This is a genomic window from Microbacterium sp. Soil_C_42 (assembly GCF_057656735.1).
This window is the reverse complement of sequence record NZ_JBDGJU010000059.1, coordinates 1-15,534: the sequence shown is the minus strand read 5'-3', so window position 1 is coordinate 15,534 and position 15,534 is coordinate 1. Positions and strand designations below refer to the sequence as shown.

The 15,534-nt window shown below is 70.8% G+C and carries 14 protein-coding genes; 6 read left to right on the top strand and 8 right to left on the bottom strand.

The features are described 5' to 3' along the window. Nucleotides 1–141 precede the first annotated feature (141 nt). The 4 genes from cls to AC3A46_RS18755 form a co-directional block, all read right to left on the bottom strand. Nucleotides 142–1,617: a cardiolipin synthase gene (cls, locus tag AC3A46_RS18770; protein ID WP_487666586.1), complete on the bottom strand. Its 1,476-nt coding sequence runs from the start codon at nucleotides 1,615–1,617 to the stop codon at nucleotides 142–144. A 163-nt stretch (nucleotides 1,618–1,780) separates the two neighbouring features. Then, nucleotides 1,781–2,452, bottom strand: coding sequence for a GAP family protein (locus tag AC3A46_RS18765; protein WP_487666585.1), 672 nt, complete (start codon nucleotides 2,450–2,452; stop codon nucleotides 1,781–1,783). A gap of 61 nt (nucleotides 2,453–2,513) precedes the next feature. Next, nucleotides 2,514–2,636: a hypothetical protein gene (locus AC3A46_RS18760; RefSeq protein WP_487666584.1), complete on the bottom strand. Its 123-nt coding sequence runs from the start codon at nucleotides 2,634–2,636 to the stop codon at nucleotides 2,514–2,516. A 13-nt stretch (nucleotides 2,637–2,649) separates the two neighbouring features. After that, nucleotides 2,650–3,291 (bottom strand): hypothetical protein, encoded by a 642-nt coding sequence (locus AC3A46_RS18755; RefSeq protein ID WP_487666583.1) that lies wholly within the window; start codon nucleotides 3,289–3,291, stop codon nucleotides 2,650–2,652. 128 nt (nucleotides 3,292–3,419) lie between these two features. On the opposite strand from AC3A46_RS18755, the gene AC3A46_RS18750 reads away from it, so the two are divergent. The 3 genes from AC3A46_RS18750 (at nucleotide 3,420) to AC3A46_RS18740 (ending at nucleotide 7,391) form a co-directional block, all read left to right on the top strand. After that, entirely contained in the window at nucleotides 3,420–4,637 is a 1,218-nt protein-coding gene (locus AC3A46_RS18750) for a glycosyltransferase (protein ID WP_487666582.1), read from the top strand. 6 nt (nucleotides 4,638–4,643) lie between these two features. After that, nucleotides 4,644–5,975: a glycosyltransferase gene (locus AC3A46_RS18745; RefSeq protein WP_487666581.1), complete on the top strand. Its 1,332-nt coding sequence runs from the start codon at nucleotides 4,644–4,646 to the stop codon at nucleotides 5,973–5,975. 393 nt (nucleotides 5,976–6,368) lie between these two features. Continuing rightward, nucleotides 6,369–7,391: a GlxA family transcriptional regulator gene (locus AC3A46_RS18740; protein WP_487666580.1), complete on the top strand. Its 1,023-nt coding sequence runs from the start codon at nucleotides 6,369–6,371 to the stop codon at nucleotides 7,389–7,391. Between the two features lie 25 nt (nucleotides 7,392–7,416). Here the strand turns inward: AC3A46_RS18740 and AC3A46_RS18735 are convergent, their stop codons facing one another. Then, nucleotides 7,417–7,827, bottom strand: coding sequence for a DUF7144 family membrane protein (locus tag AC3A46_RS18735; RefSeq protein ID WP_487666579.1), 411 nt, complete (start codon nucleotides 7,825–7,827; stop codon nucleotides 7,417–7,419). A 195-nt stretch (nucleotides 7,828–8,022) separates the two neighbouring features. Between AC3A46_RS18735 and AC3A46_RS18730 the strand changes: the two genes are divergently transcribed. Both AC3A46_RS18730 and AC3A46_RS18725 read left to right on the top strand, forming a co-directional pair. Next, nucleotides 8,023–9,687: a SulP family inorganic anion transporter gene (locus AC3A46_RS18730; RefSeq protein ID WP_487666578.1), complete on the top strand. Its 1,665-nt coding sequence runs from the start codon at nucleotides 8,023–8,025 to the stop codon at nucleotides 9,685–9,687. Nucleotides 9,688–9,781: 94 nt separating this feature from the next. Beyond that, complete coding sequence (locus AC3A46_RS18725; RefSeq protein WP_487666577.1) at nucleotides 9,782–11,995, top strand: ATP-dependent Clp protease ATP-binding subunit; 2,214 nt, start codon at nucleotides 9,782–9,784, stop codon at nucleotides 11,993–11,995. A gap of 107 nt (nucleotides 11,996–12,102) precedes the next feature. Here the strand turns inward: AC3A46_RS18725 and AC3A46_RS18720 are convergent, their stop codons facing one another. After that, nucleotides 12,103–12,684, bottom strand: coding sequence for a nitroreductase family protein (locus tag AC3A46_RS18720; protein WP_487666576.1), 582 nt, complete (start codon nucleotides 12,682–12,684; stop codon nucleotides 12,103–12,105). A gap of 132 nt (nucleotides 12,685–12,816) precedes the next feature. Here AC3A46_RS18720 and AC3A46_RS18715 point away from each other — a divergent pair, with 132 nt between their 5' ends. Then, a complete protein-coding gene (locus tag AC3A46_RS18715; RefSeq protein WP_487666575.1) occupies nucleotides 12,817–13,659 on the top strand; it encodes a UbiA family prenyltransferase in 843 nt (280 codons plus the stop codon). Nucleotides 13,660–13,830: 171 nt separating this feature from the next. Here AC3A46_RS18715 and AC3A46_RS18710 read toward each other — a convergent pair whose 3' ends face one another. Beyond that, on the bottom strand, nucleotides 13,831–14,964 hold the full coding sequence (locus tag AC3A46_RS18710; protein ID WP_487666574.1) for an FAD-dependent oxidoreductase: 1,134 nt from the start codon (nucleotides 14,962–14,964) through the stop codon (nucleotides 13,831–13,833). Then, on the bottom strand, nucleotides 14,957–15,534 hold a 578-nt coding region (locus tag AC3A46_RS18705), incomplete at its 5' end, for a methyltransferase domain-containing protein (RefSeq protein WP_487666573.1). The genes AC3A46_RS18705 and AC3A46_RS18710, both read right to left, overlap by 8 nt.

Genomic DNA, 15,534 nt, shown 5'->3' with positions numbered 1-15,534 from the left:
CCATCGCACGATGGCTCACCAACGTCTACGACACTGGCGACCCCGCCGGAAACCCCACCACCACAGGGGACGTCACCCGTGGGCGGCAGACACAGCGGAAGGGACGGATGCCCCGGGCCGAGGCATCCGTCGCCGGAAATCTCAGTTCAGCGCAGAGGTGAGGCGCATGAGGCCGTCGAGGAAGGTGGCCTTGGCGGGCTCGCGGCGCCACTGGTCGAGCGTGAGCTCGCGGCCGGCGTCGCGGTAGGCCTGCTCGACCTCGCGCATGCCGGCGACGAAGGACTTGCCCCGCACCATGAGGGAGACCTCGCTGTTGAGGCTGAACGAGCGGATGTCCATGTTGCTCGAGCCGATGACGGCGATGTCGTCGTCGATCGAGAAGTGCTTCGAGTGCAGGATGAACGGCTCCGGGTACAGGAAGATGCGCACGCCCGCCTCGAGCAGCACCTGGTAGTACGACCGCTGCGCGTGCCACACCATGAACTGGTCGCCGATCTCGGAGACGAACAGCTGCACCTCGAGGCCGCGCTGGCAGGCGCTCGTGATCGCGTAGACCATCGCCTCGTCGGGCACGAAGTACGGGCTCGTGAGGATGACCTTCTCGGTCGCCCCGTAGATCAGCGACAGGAACAGGCGCAGGTTGTTCTCGGTGTCGTAGCCCGGTCCGCTGGGCACGACCTGGCACTGCAGCGCGTCGGGGGCGGTCGACACCGGCAGCTGCGCCGGCGGCACCTGGGCCGTCTGCGACAGGTCCTCGCCGGTCTCGATGAGCCAGTCCGACAGGAAGACGGTGTTGACGGATGCGACGACCGGGCCGGTCAGCCGCGTCATGAGCTCCTGCCACATGAGGCCGCGCTTGATGTTCTTCGGCGAGTCGTAGTGCCGGGCGATGAGGTTCTGCGAACCCATGAACGCGACGCGTCCGTCGACCACGACGATCTTGCGGTGGTTGCGCAGGTCGGGGCGCTGGTACTTGCCCTTGAAGGGCTCGACCGGGAGCATCCACGCCCACTTCACGCCGATCCGGTCGAGCTCGGCCAGCATCTTGTCGCTGCCGGCCACCTTCTTCGTCGCGACGTAGTCGGCGAGGAGGCGCACCGTGACGCCGCGGGCGACGGCGCGCTCCATCGCGGCGAAGAATCCGCGGGTGGTGTCGTCCCATCCGACGATGAAGAACTCGATGTGGACGAAGTCCTTCGCGGTGTCGACCTCTGCGGCCATCGCGTCGATCGACTCCTGGTAGTGCGGCAGGAGCGTCGCCTCGTTGCCATCCGAGGCGGGAAGCGCGGTCAGGTTCTGGTTCTGCTGCACCACGCGCTGGAACCACCGCGGCCACGAGGCATCCGTCCCGTCCAGCGCGTTCGCGGTCACTCTGCCGCGGATGATCTCGTCGATGCGCGCCTGCTCGGAACGTCGCTTCGCCGGCAGGCGGAAGTTGCCGATGACGAGGTAGAGCACCACGCCGATGCCCGGCAGGGCGACGATGAGCAGGATCCACGCCATCGCCGCCGTGGGCTTGCGCCCGCGCGGGATGACGATGAGCGCGGTGATGACGATCGCGGCGTGCACGAGCGCGGCGAGCGACCAGGTCAAGTTGGCGAAGAAACCGGAGTCCACGGGGTAAGTGTGGCATCGCCGGGGTCCGGGACGCCGCGTTCACAGCGCGTGATCTCGCGGCGCGTCGCACTGCCGCGGCGCGCGACCCCCGGAGCCTCGCTGCTCACCTGGCACGACGTGCTGCCCGACACGACCCGTTGCGACAGGTGAGCAGCGGACCGGGTCAGAAGGAGCCGATGCCCTTGCCGATGAGCGTGACGCCGATCACCAGCAGCAGTACGGCCATGATCACCGCGTTCTCCTTGCCCAGCCACACGCGCAGCGCGTCGAGCGGGCCGCGGAGCTTCTCGGCGGCGACGAGGTAGCCGATCACCGGAACGAGGACGGTGGATGCTGCGATCAGCGTGAACACCACGATCACGAGCACGATGGACCCGGCGTCGAGTGCCGCCGACCCGATGTCGACACCGGCCGCGGCGGCCAGGAGGAGGTTCTTGGGGTTGATCGCCGACAGCAGGAAGCCGAGGCCGAGCGCGCCGGGGAAGGTGACCTTGTCGATCGCCTGCATCCACTTCGGCATCTTGGGCTCCTCGCCCGCCTGGGGCCGCCCACGCCATTGGCGCAACGCGAGCAGGAGCAGGCCCAGGCCGAGGATCAGCTGGATCACGCCCTGGATCGGCTTCGAGGCATCCGCGTCCTGCTCGGGGAGGATCGACGACAGCAGCGTGAACACGGTCACCGCGACCACGATGCCCAGCACCCAGCCGAGCAGGAACCCGACGCTCGTGACCCGCGCCTTCGGCGACAGGAGCATGAGGATCGCCGCGATGACCGGGATGGGGCTGATCGCCACACCGAGGGCGAGCGGAAGGATCTCTCCGATGACGGCGCCCATGGGCGTCCTCCTGAGGGTTGTCGAGCGATACCGGCCTGGCTAACGTATCGGCGGCTGGCCGTCAGACGCCGTTGATCCGGTCGCGCCGCTCCCGGAAGCGGCCCTGGTGCGACCCGTGCTGCGGCGCGAGCTGCACGCCGATCGGCAGCGGACGATGGTCACCGGGATGCCTCGACGAAGTCACGTCGAGCAGCCTCTCAGTTCTTCGGCTCGATGCGGAGCACGTCGGGCGACTCGCCGACCGTCAGATCGTCGACGACGCGGAGGGTGCGCGCGAGGTCGTCGACGCTGCCCATCACGGTGCCGAAGCGCTCGCGGTCGGAGCACACCGCCGTCACGGTGACGAAGTGCGTGCCGGTGTCCCACGTGTACGTGGCGAACGGAGGGGTGCGCTGGTCGGAGGGGAGCGCCATCTCGAGCTTCTCGCCGACGCCGAGGTAGGGGCTGCGGAAGCTCTCGGTGTCGTCGTACTCCATCGGCATCATGGCGCGGGCGGCACGGAGGTCGTTGGTGGCCTGCTGCACCTGCGCCATCACGACGACGAGCTCGGCGTCGGCCTTCCACACCCACACCAGCACGCGTCCCGCGGCCTTGCGCATCAGGAACGGTGCGGCCTGACTCATCGCCCAGGCGGCGAAGCCGTTCCCGGGGCGAGGCTGCCCGTTCGCGCCGCCCGGCGACTCGATCGACGTCGCGCCCGCAGGGCCGATCATCAGGCCGCCGGCCTGGTTCAGCAGCATCCGTATCGCGGTCTTGCGGTGACGGCGCCCGCGGAAGCCGAGCGATTCGGTCACGGGCACCCAGAGGTTCGGGTCGGCGTCGGCCTGCAGGCGGGGCATGGGACCAGGGTACGTGCCTCCACGGGCGCGTTCCTGGGGAGCCCCCGGAAAGCCCTCGGGTATGGTGGAGGGCGCGTGGCGCCAGCCGCTGCCGCGCGTCCCCCGCCGCACAGACAGGCCCCCAACCCGTGACCGATCCTGCGACGCCCGACGACACCCCCGCCGCCGCCGCGAGTCCTCGCGCACTGACGATCCTCTACGGCGCCGACACGTTCCTTCCGCATGTGAACGGCGCCGCCCGCTTCGCGGAGCGCCTCGCCGCCGGCATGGTCGGGCGCGGTCACGAGGTGCACGTGATGGCGCCCAGCAAGCGGCACCGCGACCACGGCACGTTCACCGAGGTCATCGAGGGCCAGCCGATGACGATGCACCGGCTGCCGTCGTGGCGCTGGTATCCGCACGACTGGCTCACGTTCGTCCTTCCGTTCCGCTCGAAGTACTACGCACGCCGCGTGCTCGACAAGGTGCAGCCCGACGTGGTGCACATCCAGTCGCACATCGTGATCGGCCGCGGTCTCACCCGCGAGGCCCGCAAGCGCGGCATCCCCGTCGTCGCGACCAACCACGTCATGGCCGAGAACGTGCTCGACTTCACCGTGCTCCCGCCGTCGTGGACGCGGTACGCGGTCAAGCTCGCGTGGGAGGACGCCGAGCGCACGTTCAAGATGACGCGCGCGGTCACGACGCCGACGCGCAAGGCCGCCGAGTTCCTCGAGCGCACGATCGACATCGACGGCGTCATCCCGGTCAGCTGCGGCATCGACGCGTCGAACTACACGGCCGACCTCACTCCCCGCGACGCCCATCGGCTGGTGTTCGTCGGCCGCCTCACGACCGAGAAGCAGATCGACGTCGTGCTGCGCGCGATCGCGAAGCTCGACCCGGCGCTCGACGTGCGCTTCGACATCGTGGGCTCGGGCGACCAGCGCCGCAACCTCGAGCAGCTCGTCGCCGAGCTCGGTCTCGGCGACCGCGTCCATTTCCACGGTCACACGACCGACGAGGAGCTGCGGGCGCTGCTCACCGACGCGAGCCTCTTCGTGATCGCGTCGATCGCCGAGCTGCAGTCGATCGCGACCATGGAGGCGATGGCCTCGGGCCTGCCGATCGTGGCCGCCGACGCGGTCGCGCTTCCCCACCTCGTCCACGACGGCGAGAACGGCTACCTTTTCCGCCCCGGCGACGTCGACGACCTCGCCGCGAAGCTCACGACGGTGCTGACGCAGACGCCCGAAGAGCGGGCGCGCATGCAGCAGTGCTCCCTCGAAGGCGTCAAGGTGCACGACATGAAGCGCACGCTCGACACGTTCGAGGCGCTGTACCGCGACGAGCCCCTTCCCGAGTAGGCCATCGTGCACGTCGTGATGTTCGGCGACCAGCACGCCGAGTCGCTCGGCGGGGCGCAGGTCTCGATGCGCCTGCAGCGCCGCTTCCTCGAGAAGGCCGGGCACACCGTGACGATGGTCGCGCCGGCGATGCGCGGCCCGCGGGCGCGTGCGGCGGCGGACGACTCCGCGTACGTGGACCTGCCCTCGATCCCCATCACGGTGGACCGCGAGTACTCCATGACGTGGCCGGGGCGGCGTACGGATCGGTGGTTGGATGCCGCGATGTCGGGCCGCCCGCCGGTCGACGTCGTGCACATCCAGGGGGACTTCTGGGGCGCGTTCATCGGCGTGCGGTACGCGCAGCGCCACGGCATCCCGATCGTCCACACGATGCACAACCGGCTCGACGTCGGCATCGAGGCGACCACCCCGTTCCCGAAGACCGTGCTGCGGGTGCTGAACGCGTGGCAGCGCCGCGCGCTCGGACGCCGCGTCGACGCGTCGGAGCCCGGCCGCGACGGCTGGGCGTACCTGCGGCGGTTCGGCGCCCGGGCCGCCGCGATCACCGCGCCGTCGACGCACTTCGCGCGCCGGCTCGAGGCGAACGACGTGCTGCCCGCGGCCGGCGCGCCGGCGGTCGACGTCATCTGGAACGGCATCGACGACGACGTGCTCGACGAGGTGCTGCCGCCCCGCCCCGATGACACCCTTCCCCCCAGTTCCCCTGCCGGAAGACGGGTCGGCGACGCGACACGCCGGGCTGAGGCATCCGTCTCCGGCGTGTCGTCGTCACCGGCCGGTGCTTCGGCGCTGGAGCGGAGGCCGCGGTTCGTGTGGCTGGGGCGCATGAGTCCCGAGAAGCGTCTGATGCCGTTCCTCGAGGCGCTCGCCGCGTCGGGCGTCGAGGCCGAGGTCGAGATCATCGGCGGCGGCGGTCAGCTGCGCGCCGCCCGACGCCTCGTCGAGAAGCTCCGGCCCCGCGCGACCGTGACCTTCGCGGGGCGGATGCCGTATGCCCAGACCCTGCGGCGCATCGCGGCCGCCGACGCCGTCGTGCAGACCTCGATCGGCTTCGAGACGCAGGGCATGACGATCTTCGAGGCGGCCTCGCTCGGAACGCCGTCGGTGGTGAGCGACCCGGATCTGGCGGCCGAGCTCGGCGACGGCTTCTGGGCAGTGGGGGACGGCGTGACCGCCGACCCGTCGGTCGCCGCGCTCGCGGACGCGCTGCGGGCGGCAGCATCCGATATCTCGTCCGGAACGCCGCGCGTGCCGGACCCGACCATCCGCGAGCGCTTCCGGCAGTCGTCGCGCACGGCGGCGATGGTCGAGGTCTACGACCGCGTCACCGCCTGAGCCGCCTCGCGTTGCGTTCCCGGTCTCGCGTTGCGTCCCGGGCCTCGCGTTGCGTCCCCGGCCTCGCGTTGCGTTCCCCGGTCCTCATTCGAGGACGAGAGCCGGGATGAGGAGCGAATCGCGGGATCTGCTCCTCATCCCGGCTCTCGTCCTCGATTGAGGATGCGGGCTGGGGGTGGCCGGCGCCGGTCAGGGGAGGCGGGTGCGGTCGGTGGGGAGGCGACGGTAACCGTCGCTGCGAAGGGCGGCGATCGTCGATGCGAAGGCCACCGCGGACAGGGCTGCGAGAAGAATCACCAGGAACATGGCAGAAACGCTACGCTTGCGTCAGACCTGCCACGAGTGGCAGGATGGACACGCATCGTACGAAAACTGCCACTCCCGGAGGTTCGCATGAAGACAGTGGCCTGCATCGTCACGGACGGCTTCGCGCCCTTCGAGTTCGGCGTCGCGTGCGAGGCGTTCGGCCTCGACCGGTCCGACGACGGCATCCCCAATTTCGACTTCCGCGTGGTCACGCCCGACCCCGGCGCCGTGCAGTCCAAGATGGGCTTCTCGATCAACGTCGACGCCGACCTGTCGTTCGCCTACGAGGCCGATCTCGTCGTGGTGTCCCCCGTTCCCCACCAGTACTGGGGCAACGTCGACGACCGTGTGCTCGACGTCATCCGCGCCGCGGTCGCCCGAGACGCGTGGGTGCTGAGCGTGTGCAGCGGATCGTTCGTCGTCGCGGCCTCCGGCGTGCTCGACGGCCGCCGCGCGACGACGCACTGGATGTACGCGCAGAAGATGAAGGAGATGTACCCGTCGATCGACGTCGATCCCGACGTGCTCTACGTGCAGGACGGCCGCATCATCACGAGCGCCGGCACCGCGGCCGGCCTCGACGCCTGCCTGCACCTGCTGCGCCAGGAGCTCGGCGCGGAGCTCACGAACATCATCGCCCGCCGCATGGTCGTTCCGCCGCAGCGCGACGGCGGTCAGGCGCAGTTCATCGCCAACCCGCTGCCGGCCACGACGTCGCTGTCGCTCGCGCCGGTCACCGACTGGATGCTCGACAACCTGCGGCTCGACCTCACCGTCGACCAGCTCGCCGCGAAGGCGCACATGTCGCCGCGCACGTTCGCCCGGCGCTTCAAGGCCGACCACGGTGCGACGCCTGCCGCCTGGCTCGCCCGCCAGCGCATCATCCACGCGCAGCGCCTGCTCGAGAAGACGGACCTCGGTCTCGACCGCATCGCCTACGAGAGCGGTTTCGGCTCTGCCGCCGTGCTGCGGCAGAACTTCGCGCGCGTGCTCGGCACGACGCCGACCGCGTACCGCTCGCGCTTCACCTGCCACCTCGATGAGATGACGGATGCCTCGGCCTCCGCCGAAGCGGGGGTCGAGGCATCCGTTCTCGAGTCCGTGGCGTAGGGCGTTCTCACGCCCTACGACGGGGTCAGGCCTTCTTGCCGTCGATCTCGCGGCCGTGGACGGTGAGCGCGTAGATCACGACGACGTCGATCGCGAGCAGCGCGAGCGACAGCCACGGCTGCACCGAGATGAGCGAGAGCTGGCCGATCGCGTTGATCGCGACGAGCACGATCGCGGTGACCCGCGCCCAGGTCGCGCCCAGGAGCAGGAAGACGCCGACGAGGATGAGCAGCGCACCCGCGATCAGGTGCCACCAGCCCCAGCCCTGGATGTCGATCGAGAAGAGGGCTTCCTGCCCGAGGAAGTAGGCCGTGTCAGGGCCGATGAGCGCCTGCAGGCCGTGGAACGCGTCGATGGTGCCACCGACGATCAGCACGACGGCGGCGAAGACGCCCCATCCTGCCCATCCGCTGGTGTTCACGTTGTTGTCGGTCATGGGAGATCCTTCACATTCGGCGAGATGCCGGACGTCGGCGAGAAGGGCTCGATCCGCGTCCGCCCCAGGTGCCATGCGGCACCTGGGGCACACACTAGCGAACCTGGGAGAAACCTGAGCGCATTGTCCCCCGGTGTTGCGCGCGCCGTCATGACGGGACGCACAGCGTCATAGCCGACCCGTTAGCGTGTGACCGTGGGGTTCGATCCGAGATCGTGGTTCTCCCGTAAGACGCTGCGCAAGGACGCCGTCGCGGGAGTGATCCTCGGCGTCGAAGCGGTGCCCGACGGGCTTGCGGCCGGGCTCCTCGCCGGGGTCAATCCCCTCGCCGGTCTGTACGGCTACCTCTTCGGCATGGTGGGTGCGGCCGCGCTCACGAGCAGTGCGTTCATGGCGGTGCAGGCGACCAGCGCGATGGCGCTCGTCGTCTCGGATGCCGGGCTCGAGAGCCTGCCCGATCCGGATCGCGGGCTCTTCACCCTCGCGATACTGACCGGCATCATCATGGTGATCGCGGGTCTCCTGCGCGGCGGGCGGCTGATCAGCTTCGTGCCGACGCCGGTCATGACCGGGTTCGTCACCGCGATCGGCGTCAACATCATCCTCGGCCAGCTGTCGAACTTCACCGGCTACCAGGCGGAGGGCGCCAACCGGCTGCTCAAGACCATCGATGTGCTCGTGCACATCGGGCAGTGGAACATCCCGTCCCTGGTCGTGGGTGCGATCGCCGTGCTCATCATCGTGGTGCTCCTGCCGACCCGCGTGGGCAGCATGGGGCTCGTCATCGCCGTGGTGGTGGGCTCGGTATGCGCGGTGCTGCTGAATCTGTGGGTGCCGAACTCGGTGGTGCTGCTGCACGACATCGTCGACGTGCCGCGCGGGCTGCCGGCGCCGGTGCTGCCCAGCATCGCCGACGCACCGAACCTGCTGATCCCCGCCCTGTCGCTGACGTTCATCGGCCTCGTGCAGGGCGCCGCCGTGTCCGCGGGCATCCCGACCGCCGACGGCAGGCGCGCCGACGCGAACCGCGACTTCATGGGTCAAGGACTCGGCAACGTCGTCTCGGGGCTGTTCCAGGGCATGCCGGTCGGCGGGTCGATGTCGGGCTCGTCGCTCATCGTGCAGGCGGGGGCGAAGACGCGCCTGTCGTTGTTCGTCGCGGGAGCCGTGATGGCCGTCGTCATCTTCGCCCTGGCCGACGTCGTCGCGTTCGTGGCGATGCCGGCACTCGCCGGCCTGCTCATCGTCGTGGGCTGGCGCGCCATCAAGCCGAGCCGCATCTACTCGGTGATCAAGTCGGGCCTGCTGCCGACGACGATCATGGCGGTGACGTTCGGCCTGACGCTGATCATCCCGCTGCAGTTCGCCGTGCTCGTCGGCGTGGGGCTCGGCGTCATCCTGTACGTCGCCGAGCAGTCCAACAGCGTGCGGGTGAGGGTCGTCGTGATCGCCGACGACGGCCGCATGCGCGAGGCCGATCCGCCCGCGGTCGTCCCGCCGGGCGAGGTGCTGGTGCTGCAGCCGTACGGCAGCCTCTTCTTCGCCAGCGCGCCGGTGTTCGAGCGGCAGCTGCCCGACGTCAGCCGCGAGTCGAGCGGCTCGGTCGTCATCGTGCGCCTGCGCGGCACCGACGAGATCGGCCTGTCGCACGTGGAGGTGCTGCGGCGGTTCGCGGCGGAGCTGCGCGACGCCGACTCGACGCTCAAGGTCGTGGCCACGGAGGACCGCGTCATCTCGCAGCTCGACGCCGGCGGGCTCACCGCCGACATCGGCGCCGACAACGTCTACCGCGGCACCGAATGGGTGGGCGAGGGACTGCGCCGCGCCTACGCCGACGCCCGGGCCGAGATCGACTACTAGCGTCGCGTTGCCGGGGCGGCGGCTCGCTGGTAAACTTGAGCCATGACGACTCAACTTTGTTGAAGAGTTGAGGTCCACAGATTTCAGGAGACAGATGAACGCCACGCAGCAGCCCGGGCAGGAGGACGCGCAGAGCGCCCTCGAGCAGTTCGGGATCAACCTCACCGACCGCGCCCGGCAGGGCAAGCTCGACCCCGTCATCGGGCGGGACAGCGAGATCCGGCGCGTCAGCCAGGTGCTGACCCGCCGCACCAAGAACAACCCCGTCCTCATCGGCGAGCCCGGCGTCGGCAAGACGGCCGTGGTCGAGGGCCTCGCCCAGCGCATCGTCGCGGGCGACGTCGCCGAGTCGCTCAAGAACAAGGAGCTCGTTACGCTCGACATCTCCGCCCTCGTCGCCGGCGCGATGTATCGCGGCCAGTTCGAGGAGCGCCTCAAGAGCGTGCTCAAGGAGATCACCGAGTCCGACGGCCGCATCATCACGTTCATCGACGAGCTGCACGTGCTCATGGGCGCGGGCGGCGGCGAGGGGTCGGTCGCCGCATCCAACATGCTGAAGCCGATGCTCGCCCGCGGCGAGCTGCGCCTCATCGGCGCGACCACGCTCAACGAGTACCGCGAGTTCATCGAGAAGGATGCCGCACTCGAGCGTCGCTTCCAGCAGGTCTACGTCGGCGAGCCCAGCGTCGAAGACACGGTCGCGATCCTGCGCGGGCTGAAGGGCCGCTACGAGGCCCACCACGGCGTCACCATCAACGACGGCGCGCTGGTGGCCGCAGCATCCTTGTCCCACCGCTACATCCCCAGCCGCCAGCTTCCCGACAAGGCCATCGACCTGATCGACGAGGCGATGAGCCGGCTGAAGATGGAGATCGACTCGAGCCCGCTCGAGATCGACCAGCTGCGGCGCCAGATCGACCGCATGCGGCTGGAGGAGCTCGCGCTCAAGAAGGAGAAGGACTCCGCGTCGAAGGAGCGCCTCGCCACGCTCCGCGAGCACATGACGACCGCCGAAGCGGAGCTGTCGGTGCTCGAGCAGCGCTGGCTGCGCGAGCGCGCCGGCCTCAACCGCGTGGGCGAGCTCAAGAAGCAGCTCGACCAGGCGATCATCGACCGCGATCGCGCGTTGCGCGAGGCCGACTACACGCGGGCGTCGAAGCTCGAGTACGAGACCATCAAGCGCCTCGAGGTCGAGATCGCGCAGGCCGAGCAGGCCGAGGCGGCGTCGACCGAGGAGCGCATGGTCAACGAGCAGGTCACCGACGAGGACATCGCCGCCGTCATCGCGGCGTGGACCGGCATCCCGGTCGGACGCCTGCTCCAGGGCGAGAGCGAGAAGCTGCTGCACCTCGAGTCCGAGCTCGGCAAGCGCCTGATCGGGCAGAAGGACGCCGTGAAGGCGGTATCGGATGCTGTGCGCCGCTCGCGTGCGGGCATCAGCGACCCGGGACGCCCGACGGGCTCGTTCCTCTTCCTCGGCCCGACCGGCGTCGGCAAGACCGAGCTCGCCAAGGCGCTCGCGGAGTTCCTCTTCGACGATGAGCACGCCATGGTGCGCATCGACATGTCGGAGTACGGCGAGAAGCACTCGGTCTCGCGCCTGGTCGGCGCCCCTCCCGGCTACATCGGGTACGAGCAGGGCGGCCAGCTCACCGAGGCGGTCCGCCGGCGGCCCTACTCGGTGGTGCTGCTCGACGAGGTCGAGAAGGCGCATCCCGAGGTGTTCGATGTGCTGCTGCAGGTCATGGACGACGGCCGCCTCACCGACGGACAGGGCCGCACGGTCGACTTCACGAACGTGATCCTCATCCTGACGTCGAACATCGGCTCGCCGATCCTCATCGACCCGGTGCTGTCGGCCGACGAGAAGCGCGACGCCGTCATGGCGATCGTGCGGCAGGCGTTCAAGCCCGAGTTCCTCAACCGGCTCGACGACATCGTCATGTTCGCCGCGCTCAGCCAGGACGACCTGGCGCAGATCGTCGAACTCGCCGTGTTCGCGCTGCAGCGCCGCCTCAAGGACCGTCGCCTCACGCTCGCGGTGACGCCCGACGCCCGCGCCTGGCTCGCCGAGCGCGGCTACGACCCGGTGTTCGGAGCGCGTCCGCTGCGCCGGCTCATCCAGTCCGAGATCCAGGACCGCCTCGCGATGGCCCTGCTCTCGGGCGGCGTGCGCGACGGCGACGTGGTGCGGGTCGACGTGGCTGCCGACGGCGCGTCGCTGGTGCTGACCAGCGACGGCCCGGCCGCGGCCGAGCCCCCGACGGACGACGACGAGGTGATCGAGGCCGAGCTCCTCGACGACTGACGTCTCACCCCTCGCCTCACGGCTGCGCGGGCGGCGGAGGAATGAGAGACGGATGCCTCGGCCCGCAGCGGCGGGCCGAGGCATCCGTCTCTCGAATCCGGGGCGGATCAGTCGTTCACGAGCACCGAGTCGGCGGCGGGGCGGCGCACGCGCGGGGCGTTCTCGCGGGCCTGCAGTTCTTCCGATGCGAGGCGGATGTCGCCGAGCTCGCCGACCGCCATGACGGTGACGGGGGTGAAGTCGGAGCCGAGGTCGAAGCCGGCGGCGATGGCGTCGCGGTCGAAGCCGCCCATCTGGTGCGTCGACAGCCCGTCGGCGTGGGCCTGCACGGTGAAATGCGCCGCGACCTGGCCGGTGTCGTACTGCGCCCAGCGCAACGGCTCACCGTCGCGCATGGTCTCGGCGACGAATACGACGAGCGCGGCGGCGTCGCCGGCCCAGGCGGCGTTGAAGCCGGCGAGCGAGCCGAGCACGGTCGCGTGCGCGGCCGAGCCGCGACGGGCGACGATGACGCGCCAGGCCTGCGTGTTGGCGGCGGTCGGCGTCCAGCGGGCGGCCTCGAGCGCGCTCGCGAGCGCGGCCTCGTCGATGACCGACTCGCGGTCGAAGATGCGGGTGCTCCAGCGCTCGGCGAGCACGTCGATGATCGGCGCGTCGGTCTCGGCGGTGCGGGCGGTGAGAGTGGACATGGGGCTCCTCCTCAGGGGTCGAGCGACTTCTGTCGGGACCCCGTCGGCCCAGGTCCATGCAACGGCATGGACCTGGGAACATTCCCTCCATGTCCTCCCGTGTCGTCGAGCGGGCCGTGAGAGCATCGACCCGTGCGCACCGTCCGTGCTCTGTGGGGTTCTTCGCATCCGGGGCCGACGCTCGTCGTGACCGCGCTCGCCCTCGCCCTGGGCATCGCGACGGGTCTCGAGACCTGGCGGCTGGCGCTGCTGACGGCGTCGGTCTTCGCGGGGCAGCTGTCGGTCGGCATCTCGAACGACGCCCTCGACGCGGAGCGCGATCGCGCGGTGGGGCGCGCCGACAAGCCGATCGCGCGCGGCGACGTGTCGACGCGGGTCGCATGGGGCGCCGCGCTCGGCCTGCTGGCGTCGGCTCTGCTTCTCTCCGCCCCGTTGGGATGGCGGATGCTGGCGGCTCACGCGCTCGCCCTCGGCTCGGCGTGGGCCTACAACGCGGGCCTGAAGTCGACGCCGTGGTCGATCGTGCCGTTCCTCGTGAGCTTCGGGATCTTCCCGTCACTGGCGACGCTGTCGGCGCCCGATCCCTCGTTCGCGGCGGGATGGGCGTGGATCGCCGGTGCCGCCCTGGGCGCCGCCGTGCACCTCACCAACGTGCTGCCCGACCTCGACGACGACGCGCGCACCGGCGTGCGCGGGCTCCCGCACCGGCTGGGGCCGCGGGTGGCGGCGATCGTCGCCGCGCTCGCGGTGGTCGGCGGTGCGGTCGCGGTGCTGCTCGGCGCGGCGGGGGGCGACCTCGGCGCGATCTCGCCGGTGTCGTGGATCTTCTTCGCGGCCGTCGTCGCCGTGGCCGCGGTGACGGCGTGGCGTGCGATCTCGAGACCGCCGACGCGCGCGCTGTTCCGCCTCGTGATGCTCGCGGCCCTGCTCCTGGCGGCCCAGCTCGTCGCCTCGGGCAGCGCCTTCGTCGCCTGAGGCCTCCGCCGGGGTCGAGGCATCACCTCGCGGGGTCAGGGGTGGCGCCATCCCCTCCCGGCCGGGTTTGGGGCGTGATGCCTCCGTTGGGGCGGTGTTTATCCGCCCCAACGGACGTTATGCGCCCCAAACCCACAACCGGACCCCTGCTCACCTCGGGCGGGCGGCGCATCAGGCGTCGACGTCGAACCCCATCGAGTAGGCGCGGGCGAACACGCGCGCCGACGGACCGGCGAGCATGGCTCGCACGGCCGTGCGCCTCAGCGCGTCGCCGCGACCGCTGGGCCGGCCGAGCGCGGTGTTCACGCTCGCCAGCGTCGCGGCGCGTCGCGCCGACTGGACCCGGCGCGCCTCCCACCGCAGCAACCCGAGGTCGGGGGCACGGCCGGTGCGCACCCAGGAGGCGAGGAGAGGTGCCAGGGTCACCGCGTCGAGCAGGCCGAGGTTCATGCCCTGCCCGCCGATCGGGCTGACCTCGTGGGCGGTGTCTCCGATCGCGAACACACGCCCATGGCGCAGTCGGGGCGCGACGACGCGGCGCACGCCGAACGACGTCGCCGCCGTCACGGCATCGGCCGCCGCAGCCTCCCCGCGACGGGCCAGCGCGTCCCGCAGCCGCCGAGTGCGGGCCTCAGGGTCGTCGCCCCTGCCCGGCGGGTCCCATGCGACGAACCGGCGGCGGCCGCCGGGCAGCGGGAAGGACTCGAGCACGCCGTCAGGATCGAGGTGGATCACAGCGAGCTCGCCGTCGGCGTCGGCGTCGGCATCCGTCATCAGATACCGGTCGCGGTATTCGCGCGCCGGCACGGCACCCGGACGGTAGACGAGATCACGCGCGGCGCCGCCGCCCGCGACCACGACGATGCGGCTCTCGGACTCGATGGGGCGGCCGAGAAGTCCTGCACGCACCACGACCACATCGCGGTGCGGGATCACCGCGAGCACGTACGCGCCGCGCAGCGGCTCGGGGGCCGCGCCGCCGAGCACGGACTCCGTCGCCGCCTGCGGGAGGGTCGCCACGAAGGGGAAGCGCGCCGGCAGCACATCGAAGTGCACCGTCCCGAGCAGACGCCCGCGCGATCGGGCTTCTCCACGCCGCACGCGCACCGCCTCGGCGAGGAGGCGGTCTGTGAGCCCCGACGGTTCGAGGGCGGCCAGGACGGGGGAGTGGATGCCGATGGCCCGTGTGCCGTCGCCGACAGCGGGTCGCCGCTCGAGCAGCTCGACGTCGACCCCTCGGCGGGCGAGCTCGCCGGCCAGCAGCAGCCCGACCGGTCCGGCGCCGACGACGGTGACGTCACGCACGGCCGCGCCCGACGGCGACGAGGCGGAAGGGCACCGGCTTCTGCACCGTCCACGCGCCCGGACTGCCGCCCTCCAGCGCGGCCGTGAGCTCGGCACGCGTGTAGCTGCGGCGGATCGAGCGGAGGCCGTCGGTGCGCAGGAACGTGCCGCGCTCGAAGGGCGTGATCCCGACGGCGTAGAGCGCGTACGCCAGCCGTGAGCGGGCGATGTCGCTGTGCAGCACGATGCCGCGGGAGAGCGCGCGGGACTCCTCGGCGAAGTCGCCGAGACCGTCGCCCAGGTGATGGAGGACGTGATTCGACAGCACCGCGTCGTACGTGCGCCCCTCGGCGACCAGGGTGGCGGCATCCGCTCTCCGGAAGCTCGCGCCGGCGATCGGCCCGCGCGCCATCGCCACCTCGTGCGCGCGCGGGTCGGGGTCGATGCCGGTCCAGGTCACCTCGAGCCCGTCGCGCCGGGCGGCCGCAGCCAGGCGCGCGACGAGGTCTCCGCCGCCGGAGCCGATGTCGAGGACGTGCGCCGGCCGGCCCAGCGCGGCGAGGCGAGGGCGCAGCCGCGTGCGGTAGACGA